Raw genomic sequence first — 21,307 nt, forward strand, 5'->3', positions numbered from 1 at the left:
GGCTCGATGAGCTCGCTGGCCGCCGCCACCCTGGTCCGCTCCGGCGTGACCGACCTGCTGATCGCCAACCGGACCCCGGCCCGCGCCCGCAGTCCGGGCGGCACGGCGGTGGCGTTCCGGCTCCCATAATGGAAGCCGAGTCGTGGAAGCCGAGTCGGCGGGCCGGGTGGCGGGGGCGAGCAGGTGCGGGAGTGGCAGGCCAGGAACGCCATCGAGGGCGGCGCCACCGTACGGGGCGACGCCTACCAGGCCGGGGAGATGACCTTCCACCAGTACGCGGCGCCGGGCGCCGAGCCGCTGCGGTGGCCGGTGGTGGTCGGGCGGATCCCACCGAGGGCGACGGCCTTCCAGCCCCGGGCGCAGCTGCGGCGGGAGATCGACGAGGCGCGCGGGCGGTACGGGACGGTGGTGCTCAGCCAGGTGCTGGCGGGCGGCGGGGGCGTCGGCAAGTCCCAGCTCGCGGCGCACTACGCGCGCGAGGCCGTCGAGACCGGAACCGACCTGGTGCTGTGGGCCGACGCCGCCGAACCGTCCGCCGTGACGGAGCTGTACGCGCGGGCCGCCGTGACGGTGCGGGCTCCCGGGGCGAACGGCGAGGCCGAGCAGGACGCCGAGCGATTCCTGGCCTGGCTCGCCGCCACCGACCGCAGCTGGCTGATCGTCCTCGACAACACCACCGAGCACACGCCCGAGGAACTGTGGCCGAGCACCGGCCGGGGCGGACGCGGGCGCGTCATCGCGACCACCCGCCACCGGGGAGCGGCCAGTTCGGGCGGCGGCCGGGAGCTCGTCGACGTCACCACGTACTCCCCCGCCGAGTCCGCGGCCTACCTCCGCGAACGGCTGGAACGCGCGAAGTGCGCCCGCTTCCTCGACGAGCACGCGGGTGAACTCGCGGAGGAACTGGGCCATCTGCCGCTCGCCCTGGCCCACGCCGCCGCCTACATGGTGAACACCCGCCGCAGCTGCGGCCGTTACCTCGAACTGTTCCGCGACCGCACCCGCAGCCTGGACACCGTCCTCCCCACCCGCGCCGGCGCCGACGGCTACCGGGGCCCGGTCGCGGCGGCCCTGCTCCTGGCGCTCGACGCCGCCCGGCAGGAGGAGCCGGTCGGCCTCGCCGGGCCCGTCCTCCACCTCGCCGCGCTCCTCGACCCGGCCGGCCACCCGGAGCGACTCTGGCACACCGAAGCGGTGTTGGAGTATCTCGGCGAGGCCCACGGCGCTCCCGTCACGGCCGACGACGCCACGGAGGCACTCGCCGTCCTGCACAACTACAGCCTCCTCGGCCTCACCGAGACGCCCCACCGGGAGGTGGGCCTCCACGCGCTCACCGCCCGCGCGGCCCTCGACGTGCACCCCGGAACGGCCGGGGCGCGCCTCGCGCTCGCCGAGGCCCTGCTCGGCCTGTGGCCGAGCACGGACTACGGCGTCCACGGACTGGCCGCGACGCTGCGGGCCAACACCGACGTGCTCGTCGGACACGGGCCCGCCGGCCTGATCCGGCAGCCGCTGGGGATGCACCTGCTCCTGTTCCGCTGCGGCGCCAGCCTCGTACGGGCGGGCCTGTACAGCACCGGCGTCCGGTACTGGAGCGAGCTCTCCGGCACGAGCGCGCGCATCCTGGGCGACGACCACCCCGACACGCTCGCGGCCCGCGGGAACCTCGCGCAGTCGTACTGGGAGGCGGGGCGCACCGAGGAGGCGATGGGCCTCCAGGAGCAGGTCCTCGCCGACCTCCGGCGGCTCCACGAGGACGGCCACCCCACCGTCCTGATGGCCCGCAACAATCTGGCCGTCACCTACGCGGAGGCCGGCCGGGTCGAGGACGCCATCGGCCTGCAGGAACAGGTCGTCGCCGACCGCCACCGCGAGCTCGGCGGCGACCACCCCGACACCCTCACCTCCCGCAACAACCTCGCCGCCGCCTACCTGGAGGCCGGCCAGGTCGAGGACGCCATCGGCCTGCAGGAACAGGTCGTCGCCGACCGCCACCGCGTCCTCGGCGGCGACCACCCCGACACCCTCACCTCCCGCAACAACCTCGCGGTCATGTACCTGCACACCGGCGAGCCGGATCAGGGGGTGGAGCTGCTCCGCCGGACGGCGGCCGACCTCGACCGCGTCCTCGGGCCGGACCACCCGTCGACCGTCCAGGCCAGGGAGAACCTGCACGCCGTCACCCGCGGCCCCGAACCCGAACCCGAACCCGAACCCGACGACGGACCCGGGCCGGCGCGGACCCCTCAGCGCGACGCCGCCCAGGACAGCAGCAGCCGCAGGCCGTCGTCCGAGGGCGAGCCCGGGGTGGCGGTGTAGGTGACGAGGGCCTGTCCGGGGTCGTCGGCGGGGCGGAGGGTGTCGTAGGCGAGGTCGAGGGTGCCGGCGAGCGGGTGGTGGAAGGCCTTGCGGCCCGAGGTCTTGTCGGCGACCGGGTGTTCGGCCCACATCCGGTGGAACTCCTCGCTGCCGAGGCAGAGCCGGCCGACGAGTTCGGCGAGCAGGGGGTCGTCGGGGCGGCGGCCGGCTTCGAGGTGGAGGAAGGCGACGTTCTCCCGGGCGCAGGCGGGCCAGTCGGCGTAGAGCTCGCGGGAGGCCGGGTCGAGGAAGGTGATCCGGGCGATGTTGCGGTCCTCGGCGGGCAGGGCGCCGTAGTCGCCGAAGAGGGCCGTGGCGGCGCGGTTCCAGGCGAGGATGTCCATCCGGTGGCCCATCACCACGGCCGGGGTGTGGTGGAGTTGGTCCAGCAGGTGCAGCAGCGAGGGGCGCGGCTGCTGGCGGAGGACGGGACGGCGGCGGGGCCGGGCCGCGGGGCGGGCGAGCCGGTGGAGGTGGCCGGACTCGTCGGGGGCGAGGCGCAGCGCGCGGGCGACGGCGTCGAGGACGGTGTCGGACGGATTGCCGACGCGGCCCTGTTCGAGGCGGGTGTAGTAGTCGACGCTGACGCCCGCGAGGTGGGCGAGTTCCTCGCGGCGCAGCCCGGCGACGCGGCGGCGGCCGCCGTAGTCGGGGAGGTCGACGTCCTCGGGCCGGAGGCGGGCACGGCGGGTGCGGAGGAATTCGCTCAGGGCGCTGCTCGGGTTCACGGAACGGATTCTCGCTCCTTTGGGCGGCCCCGTGCCTGGCCCTGTGGGGACCAGGCACGGGGGGTGCTCAGCCGGTGAGGGACGGGAAGGCCGGGACGAGGCCGCCGTCGATCACGATGTCCTGCCCGGTGATGTACGAGGAGCGTGCGGAGAGCAGGAAGGCGACCGTCTCGGCGACGTCCTCGGCGGTGCCCAGCCGGCCGAGCGGGACGTGGCCGCGGATGGGCTCGTGGTCGGCCGGGTCCGGGACGGCCGCGTGGAACATCTGGGTGACGATGTAGCCGGGGCTGACCGAGTTGACCCGGATGCCGCGCCCGGCGAGTTCGCTGCCGAGGGTGCGGGCGAGGCTGAGCACGGCGGCCTTGGTGGCGGCGTAGACGGCGGCACCGGGCAGGCCGCGGTGCGGGGTCCAGGAGGCGTTGAGGACGACGGATCCGCCCCCGGCGGCGTCGAGCAGGGGCAGGGCGTGCCGCACGGTGAAGAAGACGCCCTTGAGGTTGGTGTCCACGAGCCGGGAGAAGTCGGACTCGGTGACCTCGTCCACCGGCTGGAAGGCGGCCACGCCGGCGTTGGCGAACACGCCGTCGAGCTTGCCGTACCGGTCCCGCACGGTGTCGGCCAGGCGGGCGAGGTCCGCCGGTACGGAGGCGTCGGCGCGGACGGCGAGCAGCCGGTCGCCGGCGTCGAGCCGGGCCGCGGCGCGGGCGAGCCGGGCGTCGTCGCGGCCGGTGACGACGACCCGGGCGCCGGTGTCGAGGAGGTGGCGGGCGGTGGCCAGGCCCATGCCGCTGGTGCCGCCGGTGACGAGGACGACGGGTTCGGAGGAGGTGTGGTTCATGGCGTCCACCCTCGCGGCGGGCGCCGGGGAGGTACCAGGCCCGCCGTCACCGTAGGTCCCGGAAAACCACCCTCCGGGCCGGGAATCGGGGCGCCCGGGCGGTGGTTGGGCCAAGGCGACGGTCCCACACGGCACTCGCGAAGAGAGACTTCCCATGAAGATCGGCATCATCGGCGCGGGCAACATCGGCGGCAACCTGACGCGGCGGCTGACCGCGCTCGGGCACGAGGTATCGGTGGCCAACTCCCGCGGCCCGGAGACGCTCAAGGAACTGGTCGAGGAGACCGGGGCGACGGCGGTGACGGTCTCCGAGGCCGCCCGGGGCGCCCAGGTCGTGGTGGTGACGGTGCCGCTGAAGAACGTGCCGGACCTGCCCGCGGGGCTGCTGGACGGGGCCGCCGAGGGCGTCGCGGTGATCGACACGGGCAACTACTACCCGAAGGAGCGCGACGGGCGGATCGACGCGATCGAGGACGGCGGGCTCACCGAGAGCCGCTGGACGGAGCAGCACCTCGGACACCGGGTGGTGAAGGTGTTCAACGGCACCTACGCCCAGGACCTGCTGGAGCGCCCGCGCCCGGCGGGCGACCCGGAGCGGCTCGCCGTGCCGGTGGCCTCGGACGACCAGGAGGCCAAGCGGGTGGTCCGGGCGCTGGTCGACGAGCTGGGTTTCGACACCGTGGACGCGGGCGGGATCGACGAGTCCTGGCGCCAGCAGCCGGCCACCCCGGTGTACGGGCTGCGCGACGGCGTGGAGGCCGTCACCCGGGCGCTCGCCGAGGCCTCCCCGGAGCGCCCGGCCGCCCACCGGGCCTGAAGGCCCGGCCCGCGGAGGGCCCCGCCGCGGCCGGTCGACCGGGCCGGTCACGGCGGCCGGCGACCGGCGGTGGCGGCCGTCAGGCGACGAAGGCGGCGAGGAGCTTGTCGGTGAGCCGGTCGAGGTAGTCGGGGGCGGTCTCGGTGTGGACGACCGCGAGGCGCCAGTACAGCGGGCCGGCGAGGAGGTCGAGGGCGAGCTCGCGGTCCACGTCGGCGGGGAGTTCGCCGCGTTCGACGGCCCGTTCCAGCAGCCGGGTGGCCTTGCTGCGGCGGGTGTCGCGGACGGCGGTCATCAGCTCCTGGGCCAGCTCGGGGTTGCGGCCGCCCTCGGCGAGCAGGTCGGGGATGATCCTCGACGGGAGCCGGTGGCGCAGTGCCCCGGCGAGCTCGGCGAGGAAGGCGCGGACGTCGCCGCGCAGGGTGCCGGTGTCCTTGATCTCGGAGGCGTCGACGGCCACCGCGCGGATCAGGGCGATGGTCATGTCGAGTTTGGACGGCCAGCGGCGGTAGATGGCGGCCTTGCCGGCCCCGGCCCGCTTGGCGACTGTCTCCAGGGAGAGCCGGGCGTAGCCGACGGCGGCCAGTTCCTCGAAGAACGCCTCGGCGATGGCCTCGGTCACGGAGTCCTGGAGCACCGGGCCGCCGGGCGTCCGGCGGGCGGGCTGCCCGGAGGGGCCGGGGGTCGCGGGCGGGGGTGGGGGCGCGGGCGTGCTGGACATTCCCCGAACCTACACCAGACGGAACGCTTGCGTCTCGACTGGAAGAGGTCTAGCCTCTTGTCGAGACGGAACCGTTCCGTCTCGACAATCTGGGGAGCACCCATGCGATTCCTCTTCGAGGACGAGTCGTTCTCCTTCGAAGCGCTCCGCGCCGCCGGATTCGCCAACTACGGCGGTGCCGACGTGGGCGAGGTCGTGGCCGTCGCCCGGAACATCGGCGAGGGCGACGAGGAGGCCTGGCTGCGCGAGTGGAAGGCCGCCGCCGAGCGCGCCCACGGCATCGGCGGCCGCGCCCTGGCGGCCGGGCACAGGGTCAGCGCCCGCGAGGCCCTGCTGCGGGCGTCGAACTACTACCGCACCGCCGAGTTCTACCGCCGCGACGACCCCGCGAACGACCCCGAGGCCAAGGCCCTCTCCGCGCTCTCCCGGGACACCTTCGCCGCCGCCGCGGCCCTCATGGACACCCCGGTCGAAGCCGTCCGCATCCCCTACCAGGACACCGAACTGCCCGGCTACCTCTTCCTCGTCGACGACTCCGGAGCCCCGCGCCCCACCCTCCTGTTCACCAGCGGCTTCGACTCCACCCTGGAGGAGGCGTACTTCGCCGTCGCCGCGGCCGCGCTGCGCCGCGGCTACAACGTCCTCGCGTACGACGGTCCGGGCCAGGGCGCGGCACTGCGCGAACAGGGACTGGTCTTCCGCCCGGACTGGGAGGCCGTGGTGACCCCGGTGGTCGACCACGCCCTGACCCGCCCCGAGATCGCCGCCGACCGGCTGGCCCTGTTCGGCTACAGCCTCGGCGGGTACCTCGCCGCCCGCGCCGCCGCCCACGACCACCGCGTGGCCGCCCTGGTCCTGGACGACGGCCTGTACAGCTTCGGGGAGGCCCACGCGCGGCTCGTCCCGCCGTTCCTGCGCGAGTGGATCGAGGACGGCCGGGACGACCTGGTCGAGCCCGTCATGGGTCTGATGATGCAGGTGAGCACCCAGGTGCGCTGGGCCATGCGCAACGGGGTGTGGACGTTCGGCGCCGCCTCGGTGGCGGACTACGTGCGCCGCACCTCCGACTACACCCTCGACGGCGTCGCCCCGCTCATCGACTGCCCCACCCTCGTCCTGGACGCCGAGAACGACCAGTTCTTCCGCGGCCAGCCGCAGGAGGTCCGGGCCGCGCTGACCTGCCCGCACACCCTCGTCACCCTGACCGAGGACGAGGGGGCGGGCGAGCACTGCCACATGGGCGCCATGTCCCGCTTCCACCAGGTGGTCTTCGACTGGCTGGACACCACCCTGGCCGGGCCGGCCGGGCCCGCGAGCTGACGGGTGCACCCACCCGCCGGCCCACCCGCCGGCCCACCCGCCGGCCCACCCGCCGGCCCGCCGACCGGCGGCCGGGGCCCGACTCACCCGAGCCGGTGCGCCCCCTCGGCCGGCACCGCGGTGAGGGTGCGCGGCTCGGCGTACCCGGCCCCGCGGAACGCGGCGGTGACCTCGGCGGCCACGTGCCCGGCCGCGTCCGCGTCCACCAGGGCGATGACCGAGCCGCCGAAGCCGCCGCCGGTCATCCTCGCGCCGTGGGCGCCGGCGGCCAGGGCGGCCTCCACGGCGAGGTCGGTCTCCGGGCAGGAGACCCGGTAGTCGTCGCGCAGCGAGGCGTGCCCGGCGGTGAGGATCGGGCCGAGCGCGGCGAAGTCCCCGGCGTCCAGGAGTGCGACGGCCGCCTCCACCCGGGCGTTCTCGGTGACCACGTGGCGCACCAGCGGCACGAGCTCCGAGGGGAGCCGGCCGAGCGCGTCGGCCAGCTCCGAGGGCCGGAGCGAGCGGAGCGCGGGCAGCCCGAGCAGGGCGGCGGCCCGTTCGCAGCCGGCCCGCAGCGCGGCGTAGGCGCCGTCGCCGAGGTCGTGCTTCACCCGGGTGTCCAGGACCAGCAGGGCGAGGCCCGCGCCCGCGAGGTCGACCGGCACCTGACGTGCCGTCAGATCGCGGCTGTCCAGGAAGAGAGCGGCGCCCGGGCGGCAGCACATCGAGGCCATCTGGTCCATGATCCCGCAGGGGACGCCCACGAAGGCGTTCTCCGCCCGCTGGGCCAGCACCGCCAGCTCCGCCGCCGGGAGCCCCAGCCCGTACAGGTCGTTGTAGACGGCGGCGAGGACGCACTCCAGTGCGGCGGAGGAGGAGAGCCCGGCGCCGCTGGGCACGTCGCTGTCCAGCCGGAGGTCCGCCCCGCCGACCGGGTGCCCGGCCTCGCGCAGCGCCCACACCACCCCGGCGGGGTAGCCGGCCCAGCCGGGCACCGAGCCGGGGGCGAGGTCGTCGACCCGGAGCTCGACGACCGCCCCGTCGCCCTGGGCCGACCAGAGCCGCAGCAGCCCGTCCGTCCGGCGGGCGGCCTGCGCCCGGACGGTCTGCGGCAGGGCGATCGGCAGGACGAACCCCAGGTTGTAGTCGGTGTGTTCACCGATGAGGTTCACCCGGCCCGGGGCCGCCCACTCCCCCTCGGACGCGCGGCCGTACAACTGCTCGAAGGTACTCATGCTCCGGCGACCTCCCGCAGCCGGCGGGCCGCGTCCTCGGGGCTGACGTCGTTGACGAAGGCGTCCATGCCGGACTCCACGCCGGCCAGGTACTTCAGTTTGTCCGCGGTGCGGCGGATGGTGAACAGCTCCAGGTGCAGTGCGAGTTCGTCCCGCTGCCCGGCGGGGGCCTGGTGCCAGGCGGAGATGTACGGGGTGCGGGCGGCGCCGGGCCCCGGCCCCGCCCCGAAGAGCCGGTCGAAGCGGCGCAGCAACTCCAGGTAGAGCGCGGGGAGTTCGTCCCGCTGCTCGGCGTCCAGCGCGGCCAGGTCGGGCACCCGCCGGTGCGGGTAGAGGTGCACCTCGTACGGCCAGCGGGCGGCGAAGGGGACGAAGGCCGTCCAGTGCGCCCCGGCGAGCACGACGCGTTCCCCGTGGGAGCGTTCGGCCGCGAGCAGGTCGTCGAAGAGGTTGCGGCCGGTGGCCGCGCGGTGGTCGGCGGCGCGGGCGGCCATCCGGGCGGTGCGCGGGGCGGCGAAGGGCAGGGCGTAGATCTGGCCGTGCGGGTGGGCGAGGGTGACGCCGATCTCGGCGCCCCGGTTCTCGAAGCAGTAGACCTGCCGCACGCCGGGCAGGGCGGAGAGTTCGGCGGTGCGGTCGGTCCAGGCGTCCAGGACCAGCCGGGCGCGCTCGGGGGTGAGGTCGGCGAAGGAGGCCTCGTGGTCGGCGGTGAAGCAGACCACCTCGCAGCGCCCGGCGCCGGGGCCGCTGGTCCACAGGCCGTCGGCCGCCAGGACGGGCTCCCCGGGCGGACCGGCCAGCGAGGGGAAGCGGTTCTCGAAGACGGCCACCTGGTAGTCGTCGGCCGGGATCTCGCTCAGCCGCCCGTCCCGGGACGGGCAGAGCGGGCACTCCTCGGCCGGCGGCCGGTAGATGCGCGCCTGGCGGTGGGCCGCGATGGTCACCCAGTCCCCGGTGGCCGGGTCCAGCCGGACCTCGGAGCCGGGGGCCTGCGGGTCGAGCGGCCGTTCGTCCACCGCGCGCCGCGGGGCGGCGGCGCCGCTGTCGTAGTAGATCAGCTGGCGACCGTCCGCGAGGGTGGTCACGGTCCTGACGGTGGGGGGCTGGGTCAGGGACGTCCCGGGCATGGCCCTTCTTCCTCCGAGTGACGCTCCGAATGAAGCTCCGAGCGAAGCCATTGAACATGAGAGAATCAACAGAAAGCTACAATCTCAAACATTATCCACCATGACCACTCGCCGTCACGTGGTCGAAGGAGGCTTCCCGATGGCCGACAGCGCCCGACCGCTCGCCGCCCAACCGCTCGCCGGACAGCGCAGGGTGCTGATCCTGGAACAGGTCCGCGCACGCGGCGGGGTCCGGGTCACCGAGCTGGTCCGCGACCTCGGGGTCTCCGACATGACCGTCCGGCGCGACCTGGACGCGCTGGCCCGCCGCGGCCTGGTGCACAAGGTGCACGGCGGCGCGGTCCGGGTCGAGGCGCCGGCCACCGGCGAGCCCGGGTTCGAGACCAAGGCGCACTGGGAACTGCCCGCCAAGGAGGCGATCGCCAGGGCCGCCGCGGCCCTGGTGCCGCCCGGCTCGGCCGTCGGGCTGGCCGGCGGGACGACCACCTTCGCGGTCGCCCGGCACCTGCGCGCCGTCGAGGGCCTCACCGTGGTGACCAACTCGCTGCGGATCGCCGAGCTGCTGGAGGAGCCCGCCGAGGACGGCACCCCGGCCACCGCCACGGTGATCCGCACCGGCGGCGTACGGACCCCCTCGGATGCCCTGGTCGGGCCGGTGGCCGACCAGGCGATCCGCTCCCTGCACGTCAACCTGCTGATCCTGGGCTGCCACGGCCTCTCCCCCGAGGCCGGGCTGACCACCCCCAACCTGGCCGAGGCGGAGACCAACCGCACCTTCCTCCGGTCGGCCCGCCGGGTGGTCGTGGTCGCCGACCACACCAAGTGGAACGCGGTCGGCCTGGCCTCCTTCGCCGAGCTGGACGAGCTGGACGTCCTGGTCACCGACGACGCCCTGCCCGCCGAACAGCGGACGGCGGCCGGCCGGCTGGTCGGCGAGCTGATCGTGGCGGCGACGGCGGACCACACCGACCAGCCGGACTAGGGCGCTGCGGTCCGCCGGGGCACCGCGGGACGCGGCTGCCCGAACCAGCCCGACCAGCCGGACGGCTCCGGCTGGTCCGAGCGGCCCGAACTGCCCCGCACCACCAGCTCGGTGGGCAGTACCAGCCCCTCCGCCGGCACCGCCTCCCCGCGCACCCGGGCCAAAAGCCGTTCGACCAGCGCCGTGGCGATCGCCCGCAGCGGCAGCCGCACGGAGGTCAGCCCGGGGTGGAGGTGGCGGCAGAGCGGCGTGTCGTGGAAGCCGGTGACGGCGATCCCGCCGGGCCCGACCACCAACCCCTCGGCCCGGACGGCCTCGTAGAGGTCCAGCGCCAGCAGGTCGCTGCCGGCCGCGAAGGCGGTGGGCCGGTCGGGCCCGCGCAGCAGCGCCCGTACGGACGCCACCACCGAGCCCGCCCCGGCCTGGGCCGCGTCCGCGGGGCCGACGGCCACCGCGGACAGGCCCGACCGCCGGGCCTCGGCGAGGAACCCGGCCCGCCGCGCCGCCATCCAGGGCAGTTCCTCGGCGGCCCCGAGGTAGCCGATCCGGCGGTGGCCGAGCGCGGCGAGGTGGCGCACCGTCTCGGCCATCGCCGCCTCGTTGCCGATGTCCACCCAGTGCTGGGGCTCCCCCGGTCCGGTCCGTCCGAAGCTGACGAACGGGACACCGAGCCGGGCCGCGTGGGCGATCCGGACGTCCTCGCGCAGCACGTCGGCCAGCACCAGTCCGTCCACCTGACGGGCCGCCACCAGTTCGTCGATCGCGGCCACCGGGTCGGCGGTGCCCTGCGCCGGGCGGAACAGCAGCACCCGCTGCCCCGCCGCCCCGGCCGCGTCGACCAGGGCCTCCAGGAAGCCGGCCATCAGCGGGTTGGGGTCGAGCGGGTCGTCGACCGGCGAGAGGTAGCCGATGGTGCGGCGGGCGCCGCTGCGCAGCGAGCGGGCCGACTGGTCGGGCTGGTAGCCGAGTTCGCGGATCGCCGTGTGCACCCGCTGCAGTGTCTCCGGCCGGACCCGCTGCGGCGCGTTCAGCGTGTTGGAGACGGTCTGCCGGGAGACCCCGGCCGCCCGGGCGACCTCCTCGATCGTGGTGGCGCCGCGGCGCGGCCGGTGCGGTCCCTCGGGCATGCGGTTCTCTCCAGACGCGAGTTCGACGACAGACCCCGGGCCCGGGGGGCGACCCCGAGCCCCGGGGGGCGGGTCAGCGGCGCAGGGTCAGCAGCCCGCCGCGCGGCACGGGGATCGCGTCCGCCGGGCCGAGTTCGACCTCGCCCTGCCGGACGATACGCCCCCGGGCGTCCCGCACCGTCACCGCCACCTGCCCGCGGCCTCCGGTGAGCCGGACGTCCTGGTCGGCGTCGGCGTTGGCGACCAGCAGGGTGTGCCAGTCGTCGCCGGAGGCGTCCACCGGCAGCGCGGCGTAGCGGGCCACGGCCACGGTGCCGGCCGCGGCTCCGGTGCCGCGCGCGGTGACCATCGGGTAGCCGAGGTCCGGTCGGGCCGGGAGGAGTTCGCCGAGCTGGAGGGTCGCGGTGTGCTCGCGGAAGACGCCGAGCCAGAAGGCGATCGCCTCGCGCTGGCCCTCGCTCTGCGCGGCGAGGTCGACGGAGACCTGCGGCACCGAGAACAGCACGTTGATCAGGTGGCAGGCGACCTGCTCGGCCGGCTCTCCCCGGTGCCACATCAGCATGTCGGCGTGGACCGGGACGGGCCCGGCGGCCAGCCGCACGTCGATGGTCCGCTGCCGGTTCTCCTGCGGGCTGAGCGGGCAGTCGGTGGCGCGGATCATGGTGGCGTACGGCCACAGGCCGGGGCTGACGTACGGCTGGCGGTGCTCGATCATCGCCTCCGGGTTCGCGGCGGTGATCCGGGCCCGGATCGCGGCCAGCAGCCGCTCCACGCCCTCGTCGACGGTCGCGCAGTCCGCGCCGGGCGGGGCCGCCGGGGCGTCGGCGCTCTCGGCGGCGCGGGCGAACCAGTCCACGAAGTCGACCTTGAGGCCGTCCATGCCCCACTCCTCGACGGCCCGGACGAGCCGGTCGGTGAGGAAGGCCCGGACCTCGGGGTGGCGCGGGTCGGCGACGATCGCGCCCATGTGGGCGGCGTCGGCCAGGGCGAGGTGGCCGATCTCCCGGAACGCGGCGCTGTCCTTGCCGATGAACGGCAGCGCGTACCAGAGCATGTAGCGCACGCCCAGGTCGTGCACCCGGCGCACGTGGGCGGCGGTGTCGGGCAGCGAGACCGGCTCCCAGTCGCCGCAGTGGGCGTAGCCGCGGGTGCGGTCGGCGGTCATCCAGCCGTCGTCCACGATGATCACGTCCAGGCCCAGTTCCTTGCCGAGCGCGGCCTGGGTCTCGACGCCCTTGGGCGTGATGTCCTGGTGCATCGAGTACCAGGTGGAGTACGCGGGCCGGCGGGCGGCGTCCGGGATGTCGGCGGTGCGGCCCTCGCCCCACCAGGCGGCGAGGTCGGCCAGGGCGCGGCCGAAGTGCCGGCCCGAGGTGTCGATCCGCACCGTGAGCCGGCCGGTGGCCTGGGCCCAGAACCGGAACTCGCCGGTCTCCTCGACCACTCCGGCGCCGGCCAGCACGTCGGGCCGTTCGGCGGCGAAGGCGCACAGGGCGATGTCCCCGGTGCCGACCAGCGCGGCGATCGGCGCGCCGTTGGCGAGCGAGGTGCGGCGCGGGGCGCTCCAGGCGGCGGGCAGCCAGCCGGTGCCGCGCGGTTCGGGGGTCCACAGCGCGGTGGCGTCGACGCAGGGCACCCGCCACTCGATCCGGACCTCGCCCGCGCCCTCGGCGGTCACCTCCACCACCCCGTCGGCGACGCCCCGGGCGGTGCCGGTGCCGCTCACCCGCAGGTCCAGGCCGTCGGCGTACAGCGCGCGCAGGGGGCCGGCGGTGGGGGCGTGCGGCTCCCAGACCTCGGCCGCGGCGGTGTCGTTCGTCTCGGTCATGCTCAGCCCTTCGTGGCGCCGGCCAGCAGGCCGGAGATGAACTGCCGCTGGAGGACCAGGAAGAGGACCATCATCGGCAGGGTGGACAGCGCGGTGCCGGAGAGGATCGCGCCGTAGTCGGTGTTGGACTTGTTGCCGTGCAGGGTCGCCAGGGCGACCGGCAGGGTGTGCATCTCCGGGCTGCGCAGGGCGATCAGCGGCCAGACGAACTGGTTCCAGGAGCCCAGGAAGAGGAAGATCGACAGCGCCGCGAGCACCGGCCGCATGACCGGCACCACCACGCTGAACAGCACCCGGAGTTCGCCCGCGCCGTCGACCCGGGCGGCGTCCAGGAGTTCGTCGGGCAGGCTGCTCAGCGACTGCCGCATCAGGAAGACGGCGAAGGGCACGCACAGGCCGGGCAGGATCAGCGCCGGGTAGGTGTCCAGCAGGCCGAAGTCCGTCATCATCTTGAACAGCGGTACCAGCGTGACCTGTTCGGGCACCACGAGGGTGGAGAGCAGCAGCGCGAAGAGCAGGGTGCGGCCGCGGAAGCGGAACTTGGCGAAGGCGTAGCCCGCGAGGAGCGCCACCACCAGGGCGCCCAGGGTCTGGATCCCCGCCACCAGCAGGGAGTTCCCGACCACCCGCAGCAGGCCGATCTTCTGTTCCAGGTGGCTCAGGTTCTCGCCGAGGCTCCCGCCGGGCAGCAGCTTGGGCGGCCAGTCGAAGACCTCGGTGTCCTTGCGGGTGGCGGAGACCACCAGCCAGTAGAAGGGGGCGATCGACAGCCCGGTGACGGCGGCCAGGAAGAAGGTCAGCGGCCAGCCGCGGAGCCGCTTGAGGCGGTTGGCACGGGGGTCGGCGCCCTTCGGGGCGGTGTTCTCGGGGGTCGTGCTCGTGGACGTCACTTGTCGCGCTCTCCCATCAGGCGCATCTGGAGGGCGCCGAGCACCGACACGATCAGGGTGAGCGCGTAGGCGATGGCGGAGGCGTAGCCGAAGTCGAAGAACCGGAAGCCGTTCTGGTACAGGTACATGGAGACGGTCAGGGTGGCGTTGTCCGGCCCGCCGCCGGTCAGCACGTACGGCTCGTCGAAGAGCTGGAGCGTGCCGATCGTCGAGAGCACCACCGTGAACAGCAGCACCGGGCGCAGCGCGGGGACGGTGATGGAGGTGAAGCGGCGGACCGGGCCGGCCCCGTCGACCATCGCGGCCTCGTACAACTCCCTGGGGATGGACTGGAGTCCGGCCAGGTAGATGACGGCGTTGTAGCCGGTGTAGTGCCAGGTGAGCACCACGACGACGGCCATCCGGGCCCAGACCGGCTGGCCCAGCCAGTCCACGGAGGGTAGTCCGAGCGCGTTCAGGACCCAGTTGATGGCACCGTCGTCGGCCTTGAGCAGGTAGGCGAACATCACACCGGTGGCGACCAGGCCGGTGACGGAGGGCATGAAGACGCCGAGCCGCCAGACCGTGCGCCAGCGCACCAGCGCCGAGTTGAGGCCGACGGCCATCAGCAGGGCCAGCCCGAGCATCAGCGGGACCTGGATGACGAGGATCTCGCCGGTGTTGCGCAGCGCCGTCCAGAACAGCGGGTCGTCCAGCAGCCGCCGGTAGTTGGCGAGGCCGGCGTCGCGGGTGGCGGCTCCGGAGCCGGTGGTGAAGGACAGCAGCAGCGAGTCGACGATCGGGTAGGCCTTGAACACGCCGAAGGCGAGCAGCGCGGGGGCGAGCAGCAGGTACGGTACGGCGGCGCGGCGCCGGCGGGCGCGGCGGGCTCTCGCGGCGCCCGCGGCGAGGCCGGCGGGCGGGCTGGCGGCACTCATGCGATACCGCGCCCGGTCTGCTGGGCGAGCTGCTTGGCGGCGTCCTGGAGGACGGCGGCCGGGTCGGCGCCCTTGAGGAAGACCTTGGTCTGGGCGTCGCTGACGAGCTTGAGCGCGCGGGCGTAGTCGCCGGAGTAGTTGGTGGGGTCGCCGCCCTCGTTGGCGAGGTCGGTGAAGGTCCTGAGCACCGCCTGGCCGCCGTAGAAGTCGCTGGGCGCGGCGTACATCGGGTCGCCGTAGGCCTCGGTGAGGGCCGGGAAGACGCCGCCCGCGTTGAACATCGTGTTGACGGAGGCGGGGCGGGTGAGCGCGTACTCGACGAACTTCCAGGCGGCGCGGCGGCGCGGGCTGGAGGCGGCGACGGCGAGGTGGGTGGAGTTGACCAGGGCGGTGCGCTTGCCGCCGGGGGTGACCGCCGGGGGCTTGGTGAGACGCCAGTTCCCGCTCTGGTCGGGGAACTTCTTCTCCAGGTAGTGGGCGACCCAGGTCGGCATCGCGGCGGCCCCGAGCTTGCCGGACTTCATCACCGGCGGCCAGCTCTGGACGCCGGGGGTGTCGCCGATCAGCCCGGCCTCGTCCAGCTTCTTGATGATGGTCAGGGCGCGCACGGCCGGCTCCGAGGCGACGGTGATCCTGCCGTTCAGGTCGAAGTAGAAGGCGCCCTGGAGCTGCATGAGGCCCTGGAGGAAGTCCAGGTCCGGGGTGGGGTTGGCGGCCCGGTTGACGCCGATCAGCGCGACGCCGGGGTTGGCGGCCTTGAAGCGGTCGGCGACGGCGAGCAGGTCGTCCCAGGTGGCGAAGGTCTCGGGGTCGATGCCGGCCTTGTCGAAGTAGTCCTTGCGGTAGAAGAAGCCCAGCGCGTTGACCTCCCAGGGCAGCGCGTAGGCGTGGCCGTCCTTGCCGGTGACGACCGGCCACAGGCCCTTGGCGAACTTGTCCTTGTAGGCGTCGGCGCCGAGCGCGGAGAGGTCGGCCAGGCCGCCGGGGAACTTCTCCTGGTAGCCGGGCAGGTAGTCACAGCCGATGTGCAGGACGTCGCCGAGGCCCTGGCCGCCGGCCGCCAGGCCGACGGTGATCTTGTCCCAGATGGCCGGCTCGCCGATGTCCTGGACGTCGACCTTGATCCCCGGGTTGTCCTTCTCGAAGGCCGGGACGATCCCGCGCAGTGCGTCGGCGGCGGTGGCCCAGGACCAGACGGTGATCGTGCCGGTGTCGGCGTCCCCGCCGGTGGCGCCTCCCGAGCCGGAGCCGCCGCCGCAGGCCGCGAGGGTGCCGCCGGCGGCGACGGCCAGCAGGCCGGCTCCGGAAGCGCGGAGAAGGTCGCGCCGGGAAAGGTGTGACATTGCATTCCTCTCGGTGGGGTGACGCCGGAAGGCTGTGATGCGAAGGGGGCGGTGGGGGGCTCGGGCGTTTTGAACGTTCAAACACACAAAACAGACCAGAACCAAACAGGTTCCAACGAGCGGACACAGCAAACGCCCGCCCTCCCCGTGTCGTCAAGACCTTGACGCCGGAAGGACGGGCTCCGCAACCGTTCCGTTATCAGCCGGGAGGGCCCCGGCCCTCAGCCCCGCTCGGCGTCCGGGGGCCCGAAGGCCGTCCCCGGAGTGACCGGGATCCCCCGGGACATGGCCTCGAAGTCCAGGATCGGACGGGTCAGGATCTCCTCGACCTCGTCGGTCAGGAGGTTGCCCAGGATGAACTCCTCCTCCGCCCCCGAACCGAACGTGACGACCTGCCCGCTCGACTGGATCATCCAGTTCAGCAGCTCGCGCTCACTGCTCTCGGCGAGGTGGATCTCCCGGCCGGGGTACTCCCGCCGGATCCCCTCCAGGACGGCGCGGACCTCCTCCACCGCCACCCCGAGCCTGCGGACCACGGCCGGCGACGCCCGCCGGCCCCACCACTGGAACACCACCCACTGGGCGACCGAGGGGTGGGACATCACCTCGGCGGCGAGCTCCGGCAGCTGGTGGAGGTTCTCGGCGCTCGCCACCGTGTGCACCCGCACCCGGTCGAAGCCCTCGGCGTCGCACAGGGCGAGGGACTCCAGCAGCGCGTCGAGCAGTTTGGCGTCCGGGCTGCGGCGGAAGGCCCGCTGCACGTCCGCGGTGACGGCGTCCAGTGGCAGCCGCAACGAGGACAGCCCCCGCAGCCGGTCGAGCTTCCCGGCGGTGAGCGTGTAGCCGGTGGTGTCGAGACCGACCTTGAGGCCGGCGGCGACGGCACGGTCGACCACGTCGAAGATCGGCGGCCACAGCAGCGGGTCGCCCCCGGCCAGGACCAGGTCGGTGGTCCCGTGGGCGGCCAGCTTCCCGATGATCAGCTCGGCCTGGGAGAGGTCGATCTGCTCCGCCGCGAAGGGGTTGTAGCAGCCCTGGCAGGACATCGGACAGCGGTTGTTGATCGACCAGTTGACCCGCCGGACCCGACGGCCCGCACGCGGCCGGTCGGCCCGCTCACGGATGCCGGCCACCAGGTGGGCCAGCCGGACGGCCGGCGGGAGGGTGGCCCCGGTGAGCAGCTCGGCGGCACGGTCCACGGCGGCCGCGGTGGCGTTGTTCTGGAGCAGCAGGAACGCCAGGCGCCATCGCATGGCCTCGTCCGCCCGGTCCCGCTCCAGGGCCCGCTCGACGTCCTCGGTCAGGGCGCCGAGGTAGCCGGGGGTGAAGTTGGCGGGCTCCAGGCGCCGTTGGAACCGGTCGGCGATCGACCCGCGCTCCAGAGCCCGGTCGTAGCCGGCCCGCAGCGGGTGCGGGGGCAGGATCTCCACGTGCTGCCGAGTGGGCATGGGGCGTTCTCCGGCCTCTCCGGTCGTGGTCGGTGCGGGTGGCGTGGTCGGCGTCGGCGCCGTGGTCGGCATCGGCATCGGCGTCGGTGCCCTGGTCGGTTCAGGCACCTGTGCCGGCGTCGGCGCCGGTGTCGGCGCTGCTGTCGGTACCGGGGTCAGTTCGGCCCGGACGGGAGCAGGATGACCATCGAGTCCCCGGACGGCAGGCCCATGCTCTCGACGAAGACCGCGTCGCGGACGATCTGCGCGACGGCCGGGTGGGTGGGGGCTTCGAGGTAGCGGGCGGTGGACTCCAGCGGGGTGACGCCCCGTTCGGCGATCAGGTCGCCCAGGGCGCGCGGGAGGTTGTCGAGGCCCTCGCGGATCCCCGCCAGGTCGAACCGGTCGGCCAGCCGGATCGCGGCCCTGCGGGCCTTGGCCAGGTTGGTCGTCGGGTCCACGACCGTCGCCTTGGCCAGGTAGTAGGGGACGGGCTGCACCATCCAGGCCAGCGCGGTGCGCTGGTCGCCCTCGTCCCGCCCGTCGGGGGCGAAGGCCTCCGCCCCGAGCCCGAGACCGTCGCCGAACCACTGCGGGCGCATGCTGATCCGGTAGTGGGCGTGGCCGGCCCGCTTGAACGCGGGGAGCCTGGCGATGACGGAGGTCGTCTCGATCCGGAAGGTGTCGGAGATCCGCCGCATCTTCCGCCCCAGCAGGGCGCGGGTCCGCGGCACGTCGGCGTCCTCGGCCACGACGTGGACCAGGTCGAGGTTGGAGACGATGTCACCGCCGGGGCCGGTCCGGTGGTCGCCGCGGGCCAAGGACCCGGTCGCCGCCACCGACATGTCGGTCACGTCCGCGAACTCACGGGCCAGTTCCTGGAACAGCAGGGGGACGTCTTCGGGTCTCACGCGCTTCCTCGGGTGTCGGCGACGGCGCGGGGGCGGCCCTTCACCGTCTCTTCCAAGTCCTGTCACATCGTGGAGAGTTCGCATTCAGGCGCGCAGCCTAACAGCGGTCCGCCACAAACGGTCCCACTTGTACCGAATACGCACCCGCGACGGCCGAAAGATCAACAGGACCGATCCAATCCGGTCATTCGGCAAGCACCACCCGGTCGGCCACGGGATCCGACGTCCAGTTGAATGATCTTCGAGATGCTTCGACCGTCTCCACGAACGAACGGGAGCAACCCCTGATGGCCTCCACCGCCGACTTCTCGCCTGCCCGGTTCCTCAAGGACCTCGCCGCCACCGCGGACCTGCTGGGGATCGACCACTCCCCGCCCGTGACCCGCCGGGTGCTGGACGCCTACGAGGAGAGCTTCCACCGGGGAGCCGTCCTGTGGCGCACCAACGACAAGCCCGGCGGCGCGCTGAACTACCGCTTCTACGACCGCGTTCCCGTCGACACCGTCGGCATCGGGGCGAGGGCCGGGCTGCTCGACCCCCGCAGCGGGACGGCCGGACTGATCTCCTCGTGGAGCTCCCTCTACGACGGTTCGACGGAGCTGTGCGACTTCGACGCCGTCCGGGGCCTGGTCAAGACCTGGATCTACCTCGGCGGGATGCGGCCCCTGGACAAGATCCTCGACACCCCCGGGGTCCCCGACACCATCCGCCGCCACCACGACCGCTTCCGCGACCTGGGCCTGACCTCGGTGCGGCACGTGGCCGTGGACCACCAGAACGACACGGCCAACCTGTACTTCCGCACCCGGGACGGGCTCGACCGGCAGGGGGCCGAGCGCCTGCTCGCCCTGTCCCGGGCTGGGAAGCCGGACGAGGCGACCTTCCGGGACATGGTCGCGTTCACGGCCCCGGACGGGCACACCTTCGCGGTGACGCTCCGGATCGCCACCGGGGAGATCGAGCGCGTCGGCGTCTACGCCCTCCGGCTGCCCGCCGGGCGGTTCCCGCACGTCAACGACCGGCTGGCCGGATTCTTCCGCGGCGCCCCCTCGCACGACGAGGAGGAGATGAACGCCGTCGCCTGGTCGTTCGGCGCGGGCGGCAGCACGTACGTGAAGGCGGAACGCAGCTACTCGGGCCGGCTGGTCGCGCTGATGCGCGAGTGGAACAGCCCGATGACCGATCCGGGCCGGCGGCCGTGAGCGCCCTCCACCCGGCCGACGCGGCCGAGTTGGACCGACTGCTGCGGTGGGCCGGCGAGGCCGACGTGCCGGGCGTGCTGGGTGCGCCGCGCGTGCCGCCCGGCACGACGGGTGGCGCGGAGACCGGCCGGGCGGCGATCGACACCGTCGCCGCGCACTGCCGCGTCGACCACGTCGCCACGCTCGTCTTCCCGGCCACGGTCGTGGAGGCCGAAGCGTATCTTCTGCGACGCCGGTGGACACCCACGTCCACCGTGCCCAGCGTGGTCGTACGGCGGCGCCTCGCGGACCGGTACGGCCTCGACCACCGGCAGCTCGACGTCAGCATCGTCCACGCCTCCGCCCCCGGCGCGGCCGGGGTGGAGCTCTTCTGCCTGCCGCCGACCGCCGCCGCCCGGCCCGTCCTCGACGGTGAACGCCGATGGCACCGGGAACGCCACACGGCGCTCCTGGTCGAGGCCCCGAGCGAGCGGCTGCTCGACGAGCTGCGGTCCCTGCTCACCGGCCCGCTGGCCATGCGGGCGGACGGCGGCGGCCACAATCCCCACGAGGGCCCGGAGTCCGGCGGCCGGACCGTGCTCTACTTCCGACCCGCCACCGGCAGCCGCCTGGAGCTGACCTGCCGCGGGGACTTCACCCCCGTCGTGGCCCGACACCTGGACGGTGAACGATGAACAGCCCGGTCTACCAGGACGGCGTCCTCGCCCACGGCACGGACGGCGAGCGCGAACGCCTGCGGCTGCTGGAGGAGCTCAACGATCCGGCCACCGTCGCCGTCCTCGAACGGCTCGAGGTCCGCGCGGACTGGCACTGCGTCGAGGCGGGGGCCGGACACGGTTCCATCGCCCGGTGGCTCGCCGCCCGCTGCCCCGAGGGCCGGGTCACGGCCACCGACCTGGACACCGCGCTCCTCCGGGAGTCGCCGGTGCCCGCCAACATGACGGTCGCCCGGCACGACGTGACCCGCGACGACTTCCCGGCGGACTCCCAGGACCTGGTGCACGCGCGGGCCCTGCTCGGCCACCTCCCCGACCCCGGGCTCACCCTCGGCCGGATGGCCGGCTGGCTCGCGCCCGGCGGGTGGCTCGTCGTCGAGGACCCCACCTACCTCCCGGCCGAGGCCTCCCCCTACCCGGAGTTCGCCGGGCTGCTGGAGGCGTGCCAGCGGTTGCTGGCCCGGATCCACGGGACCGACCACGGCTGGGCCCGCCGCATCCCCGCGGCCATGGCCCGCGCGGGCCTCACCGACATCGGCATGACCATCCGGGTGGCCGTCTGCGGGACGGACCCGACCGAGGACGCCTTCTGGCGCCGCTGCTTCGCCCAGGCCACCCCCGGCCTCGTCGCGACCGGACTGATGACGGCCGAGCAGATCGCGTCAGCGGTCGCCCACTTGGACGACCCGGCCTTCGCCGACACCGCCTGGATGATGGTCTCCTGCTGGGGACGCCGCCCGTCGTAGCCGCCGGGGCCCGAACCCCGCTGCGCGAGAAGTCGGCCGTCGGTTCCGCAGCCCGAGCCCGGACCGGCCGCCGCCGTGCCCCTGCTGCTCTCGGC

The 21,307-nt window shown here is 74.2% G+C and carries 19 protein-coding genes; 7 read left to right on the forward strand and 12 right to left on the reverse strand.

The features are described 5' to 3' along the window. Positions 1 to 183: 183 nt before the first annotated feature. Positions 184 to 2,319, forward strand: a complete 2,136-nt coding sequence (locus tag ACWD4P_RS33675) for a tetratricopeptide repeat protein (RefSeq protein WP_449782250.1) — start codon at positions 184 to 186, stop codon at positions 2,317 to 2,319. On the opposite strand, the gene ACWD4P_RS33680 is transcribed toward ACWD4P_RS33675, so the two are convergent. Together ACWD4P_RS33680 and ACWD4P_RS33685 are read right to left on the reverse strand one after the other, a co-directional pair. Beyond that, positions 2,247 to 3,086, reverse strand: coding sequence for a helix-turn-helix domain-containing protein (locus ACWD4P_RS33680; RefSeq protein WP_359829099.1), 840 nt, complete (start codon positions 3,084 to 3,086; stop codon positions 2,247 to 2,249). The genes ACWD4P_RS33675 and ACWD4P_RS33680 overlap by 73 nt on opposite strands. Before the next feature lie 67 nt (positions 3,087 to 3,153). Next, a complete protein-coding gene (locus ACWD4P_RS33685) occupies positions 3,154 to 3,924 on the reverse strand; it encodes an SDR family NAD(P)-dependent oxidoreductase (protein ID WP_449782251.1) in 771 nt (256 codons plus the stop codon). Positions 3,925 to 4,078: 154 nt separating this feature from the next. Between ACWD4P_RS33685 and ACWD4P_RS33690 the strand changes: the two genes are divergently transcribed. Beyond that, positions 4,079 to 4,741 carry an NADPH-dependent F420 reductase gene (locus ACWD4P_RS33690; RefSeq protein ID WP_449782252.1) on the forward strand — a complete coding sequence of 221 codons (663 nt, stop codon included), beginning with the start codon at positions 4,079 to 4,081 and terminating at the stop codon, positions 4,739 to 4,741. A gap of 79 nt (positions 4,742 to 4,820) precedes the next feature. Here ACWD4P_RS33690 and ACWD4P_RS33695 read toward each other — a convergent pair whose 3' ends face one another. Beyond that, complete coding sequence (locus ACWD4P_RS33695) at positions 4,821 to 5,462, reverse strand: TetR-like C-terminal domain-containing protein (protein ID WP_449782253.1); 642 nt, start codon at positions 5,460 to 5,462, stop codon at positions 4,821 to 4,823. Between the two features lie 102 nt (positions 5,463 to 5,564). Between ACWD4P_RS33695 and ACWD4P_RS33700 the strand changes: the two genes are divergently transcribed. Next, complete coding sequence (locus tag ACWD4P_RS33700) at positions 5,565 to 6,782, forward strand: alpha/beta hydrolase family protein (protein ID WP_449782254.1); 1,218 nt, start codon at positions 5,565 to 5,567, stop codon at positions 6,780 to 6,782. Between the two features lie 83 nt (positions 6,783 to 6,865). Here the strand turns inward: ACWD4P_RS33700 and galK are convergent, their stop codons facing one another. Together galK and galT are read right to left on the reverse strand one after the other, a co-directional pair. Next, on the reverse strand, positions 6,866 to 7,996 hold the full coding sequence (galK, locus tag ACWD4P_RS33705; RefSeq protein ID WP_449782255.1) for a galactokinase: 1,131 nt from the start codon (positions 7,994 to 7,996) through the stop codon (positions 6,866 to 6,868). Beyond that, complete coding sequence (gene galT, locus ACWD4P_RS33710; protein WP_359829104.1) at positions 7,993 to 9,123, reverse strand: galactose-1-phosphate uridylyltransferase; 1,131 nt, start codon at positions 9,121 to 9,123, stop codon at positions 7,993 to 7,995. The genes galK and galT overlap by 4 nt, the downstream gene beginning before the upstream one ends. A 139-nt stretch (positions 9,124 to 9,262) precedes the next feature. Between galT and ACWD4P_RS33715 the strand changes: the two genes are divergently transcribed. Next, on the forward strand, positions 9,263 to 10,105 hold the full coding sequence (locus ACWD4P_RS33715; protein WP_359829105.1) for a DeoR/GlpR family DNA-binding transcription regulator: 843 nt from the start codon (positions 9,263 to 9,265) through the stop codon (positions 10,103 to 10,105). Here ACWD4P_RS33715 and ACWD4P_RS33720 read toward each other — a convergent pair. The 7 genes from ACWD4P_RS33720 to ACWD4P_RS33750 form a co-directional block, all read right to left on the reverse strand. Further along, positions 10,102 to 11,232 carry a LacI family DNA-binding transcriptional regulator gene (locus tag ACWD4P_RS33720; protein WP_449782256.1) on the reverse strand — a complete coding sequence of 377 codons (1,131 nt, stop codon included), beginning with the start codon at positions 11,230 to 11,232 and terminating at the stop codon, positions 10,102 to 10,104. The genes ACWD4P_RS33715 and ACWD4P_RS33720 overlap by 4 nt on opposite strands. Before the next feature lie 73 nt (positions 11,233 to 11,305). Next, complete coding sequence (locus ACWD4P_RS33725; protein ID WP_449782257.1) at positions 11,306 to 13,060, reverse strand: glycoside hydrolase family 36 protein; 1,755 nt, start codon at positions 13,058 to 13,060, stop codon at positions 11,306 to 11,308. A 2-nt stretch (positions 13,061 to 13,062) separates the two neighbouring features. Next, the gene (locus tag ACWD4P_RS33730) at positions 13,063 to 13,950 is read right to left on the reverse strand and encodes a carbohydrate ABC transporter permease (protein ID WP_359829147.1); all 888 of its coding nucleotides are present in this window, start codon (positions 13,948 to 13,950) and stop codon (positions 13,063 to 13,065) included. Continuing rightward, positions 13,947 to 14,867 carry a carbohydrate ABC transporter permease gene (locus tag ACWD4P_RS33735; protein WP_359829148.1) on the reverse strand — a complete coding sequence of 307 codons (921 nt, stop codon included), beginning with the start codon at positions 14,865 to 14,867 and terminating at the stop codon, positions 13,947 to 13,949. The genes ACWD4P_RS33730 and ACWD4P_RS33735 overlap by 4 nt, the downstream gene beginning before the upstream one ends. Then, positions 14,864 to 16,210 (reverse strand): extracellular solute-binding protein, encoded by a 1,347-nt coding sequence (locus tag ACWD4P_RS33740; RefSeq protein WP_359829149.1) that lies wholly within the window; start codon positions 16,208 to 16,210, stop codon positions 14,864 to 14,866. The genes ACWD4P_RS33735 and ACWD4P_RS33740 overlap by 4 nt, the downstream gene beginning before the upstream one ends. A 221-nt stretch (positions 16,211 to 16,431) precedes the next feature. Beyond that, a complete protein-coding gene (locus ACWD4P_RS33745) occupies positions 16,432 to 17,658 on the reverse strand; it encodes a radical SAM protein (protein WP_449782258.1) in 1,227 nt (408 codons plus the stop codon). A gap of 155 nt (positions 17,659 to 17,813) precedes the next feature. Beyond that, positions 17,814 to 18,548: a hypothetical protein gene (locus tag ACWD4P_RS33750; protein ID WP_449782259.1), complete on the reverse strand. Its 735-nt coding sequence runs from the start codon at positions 18,546 to 18,548 to the stop codon at positions 17,814 to 17,816. 287 nt (positions 18,549 to 18,835) lie between these two features. On the opposite strand from ACWD4P_RS33750, the gene ACWD4P_RS33755 reads away from it, so the two are divergent. From ACWD4P_RS33755 to ACWD4P_RS33765, 3 genes are read left to right on the forward strand one after another with little or no spacing between them, the layout of a single operon-like run. Continuing rightward, a complete protein-coding gene (locus tag ACWD4P_RS33755) occupies positions 18,836 to 19,750 on the forward strand; it encodes an aromatic prenyltransferase (protein WP_449782260.1) in 915 nt (304 codons plus the stop codon). Next, a complete protein-coding gene (locus ACWD4P_RS33760) occupies positions 19,747 to 20,424 on the forward strand; it encodes a hypothetical protein (protein ID WP_449782261.1) in 678 nt (225 codons plus the stop codon). The genes ACWD4P_RS33755 and ACWD4P_RS33760 overlap by 4 nt, the downstream gene beginning before the upstream one ends. Next, on the forward strand, positions 20,421 to 21,212 hold the full coding sequence (locus ACWD4P_RS33765; RefSeq protein ID WP_449782262.1) for a class I SAM-dependent methyltransferase: 792 nt from the start codon (positions 20,421 to 20,423) through the stop codon (positions 21,210 to 21,212). Before ACWD4P_RS33760 ends, ACWD4P_RS33765 begins: the two co-directional genes overlap by 4 nt. The last annotated feature ends 95 nt before the right edge of the window (positions 21,213 to 21,307 follow it).

It is taken from the genome of Kitasatospora sp. NPDC002543 (assembly GCF_053594915.1).

What these genes read in the sequence shown, in the direction of transcription:
- ACWD4P_RS33685 (WP_449782251.1), bottom strand. Translation starts at nt 3,924, where the DNA reads ATGAACCACACCTCCTCCGAACCCGTCGTCCTCGTCACCGGCGGCACC.
- ACWD4P_RS33690 (WP_449782252.1), top strand. Translation starts at nt 4,079, where the DNA reads ATGAAGATCGGCATCATCGGCGCGGGCAACATCGGCGGCAACCTGACG.
- ACWD4P_RS33695 (WP_449782253.1), bottom strand. Translation starts at nt 5,462, where the DNA reads ATGTCCAGCACGCCCGCGCCCCCACCCCCGCCCGCGACCCCCGGCCCC.
- ACWD4P_RS33700 (WP_449782254.1), top strand. Translation starts at nt 5,565, where the DNA reads ATGCGATTCCTCTTCGAGGACGAGTCGTTCTCCTTCGAAGCGCTCCGC.
- galK (WP_449782255.1), bottom strand. Translation starts at nt 7,996, where the DNA reads ATGAGTACCTTCGAGCAGTTGTACGGCCGCGCGTCCGAGGGGGAGTGG.
- galT (WP_359829104.1), bottom strand. Translation starts at nt 9,123, where the DNA reads ATGCCCGGGACGTCCCTGACCCAGCCCCCCACCGTCAGGACCGTGACC.
- ACWD4P_RS33715 (WP_359829105.1), top strand. Translation starts at nt 9,263, where the DNA reads ATGGCCGACAGCGCCCGACCGCTCGCCGCCCAACCGCTCGCCGGACAG.
- ACWD4P_RS33720 (WP_449782256.1), bottom strand. Translation starts at nt 11,232, where the DNA reads ATGCCCGAGGGACCGCACCGGCCGCGCCGCGGCGCCACCACGATCGAG.
- ACWD4P_RS33725 (WP_449782257.1), bottom strand. Translation starts at nt 13,060, where the DNA reads ATGACCGAGACGAACGACACCGCCGCGGCCGAGGTCTGGGAGCCGCAC.
- ACWD4P_RS33735 (WP_359829148.1), bottom strand. Translation starts at nt 14,867, where the DNA reads ATGAGTGCCGCCAGCCCGCCCGCCGGCCTCGCCGCGGGCGCCGCGAGA.
- ACWD4P_RS33740 (WP_359829149.1), bottom strand. Translation starts at nt 16,210, where the DNA reads ATGTCACACCTTTCCCGGCGCGACCTTCTCCGCGCTTCCGGAGCCGGC.
- ACWD4P_RS33745 (WP_449782258.1), bottom strand. Translation starts at nt 17,658, where the DNA reads ATGCCCACTCGGCAGCACGTGGAGATCCTGCCCCCGCACCCGCTGCGG.
- ACWD4P_RS33755 (WP_449782260.1), top strand. Translation starts at nt 18,836, where the DNA reads ATGGCCTCCACCGCCGACTTCTCGCCTGCCCGGTTCCTCAAGGACCTC.
- ACWD4P_RS33765 (WP_449782262.1), top strand. Translation starts at nt 20,421, where the DNA reads ATGAACAGCCCGGTCTACCAGGACGGCGTCCTCGCCCACGGCACGGAC.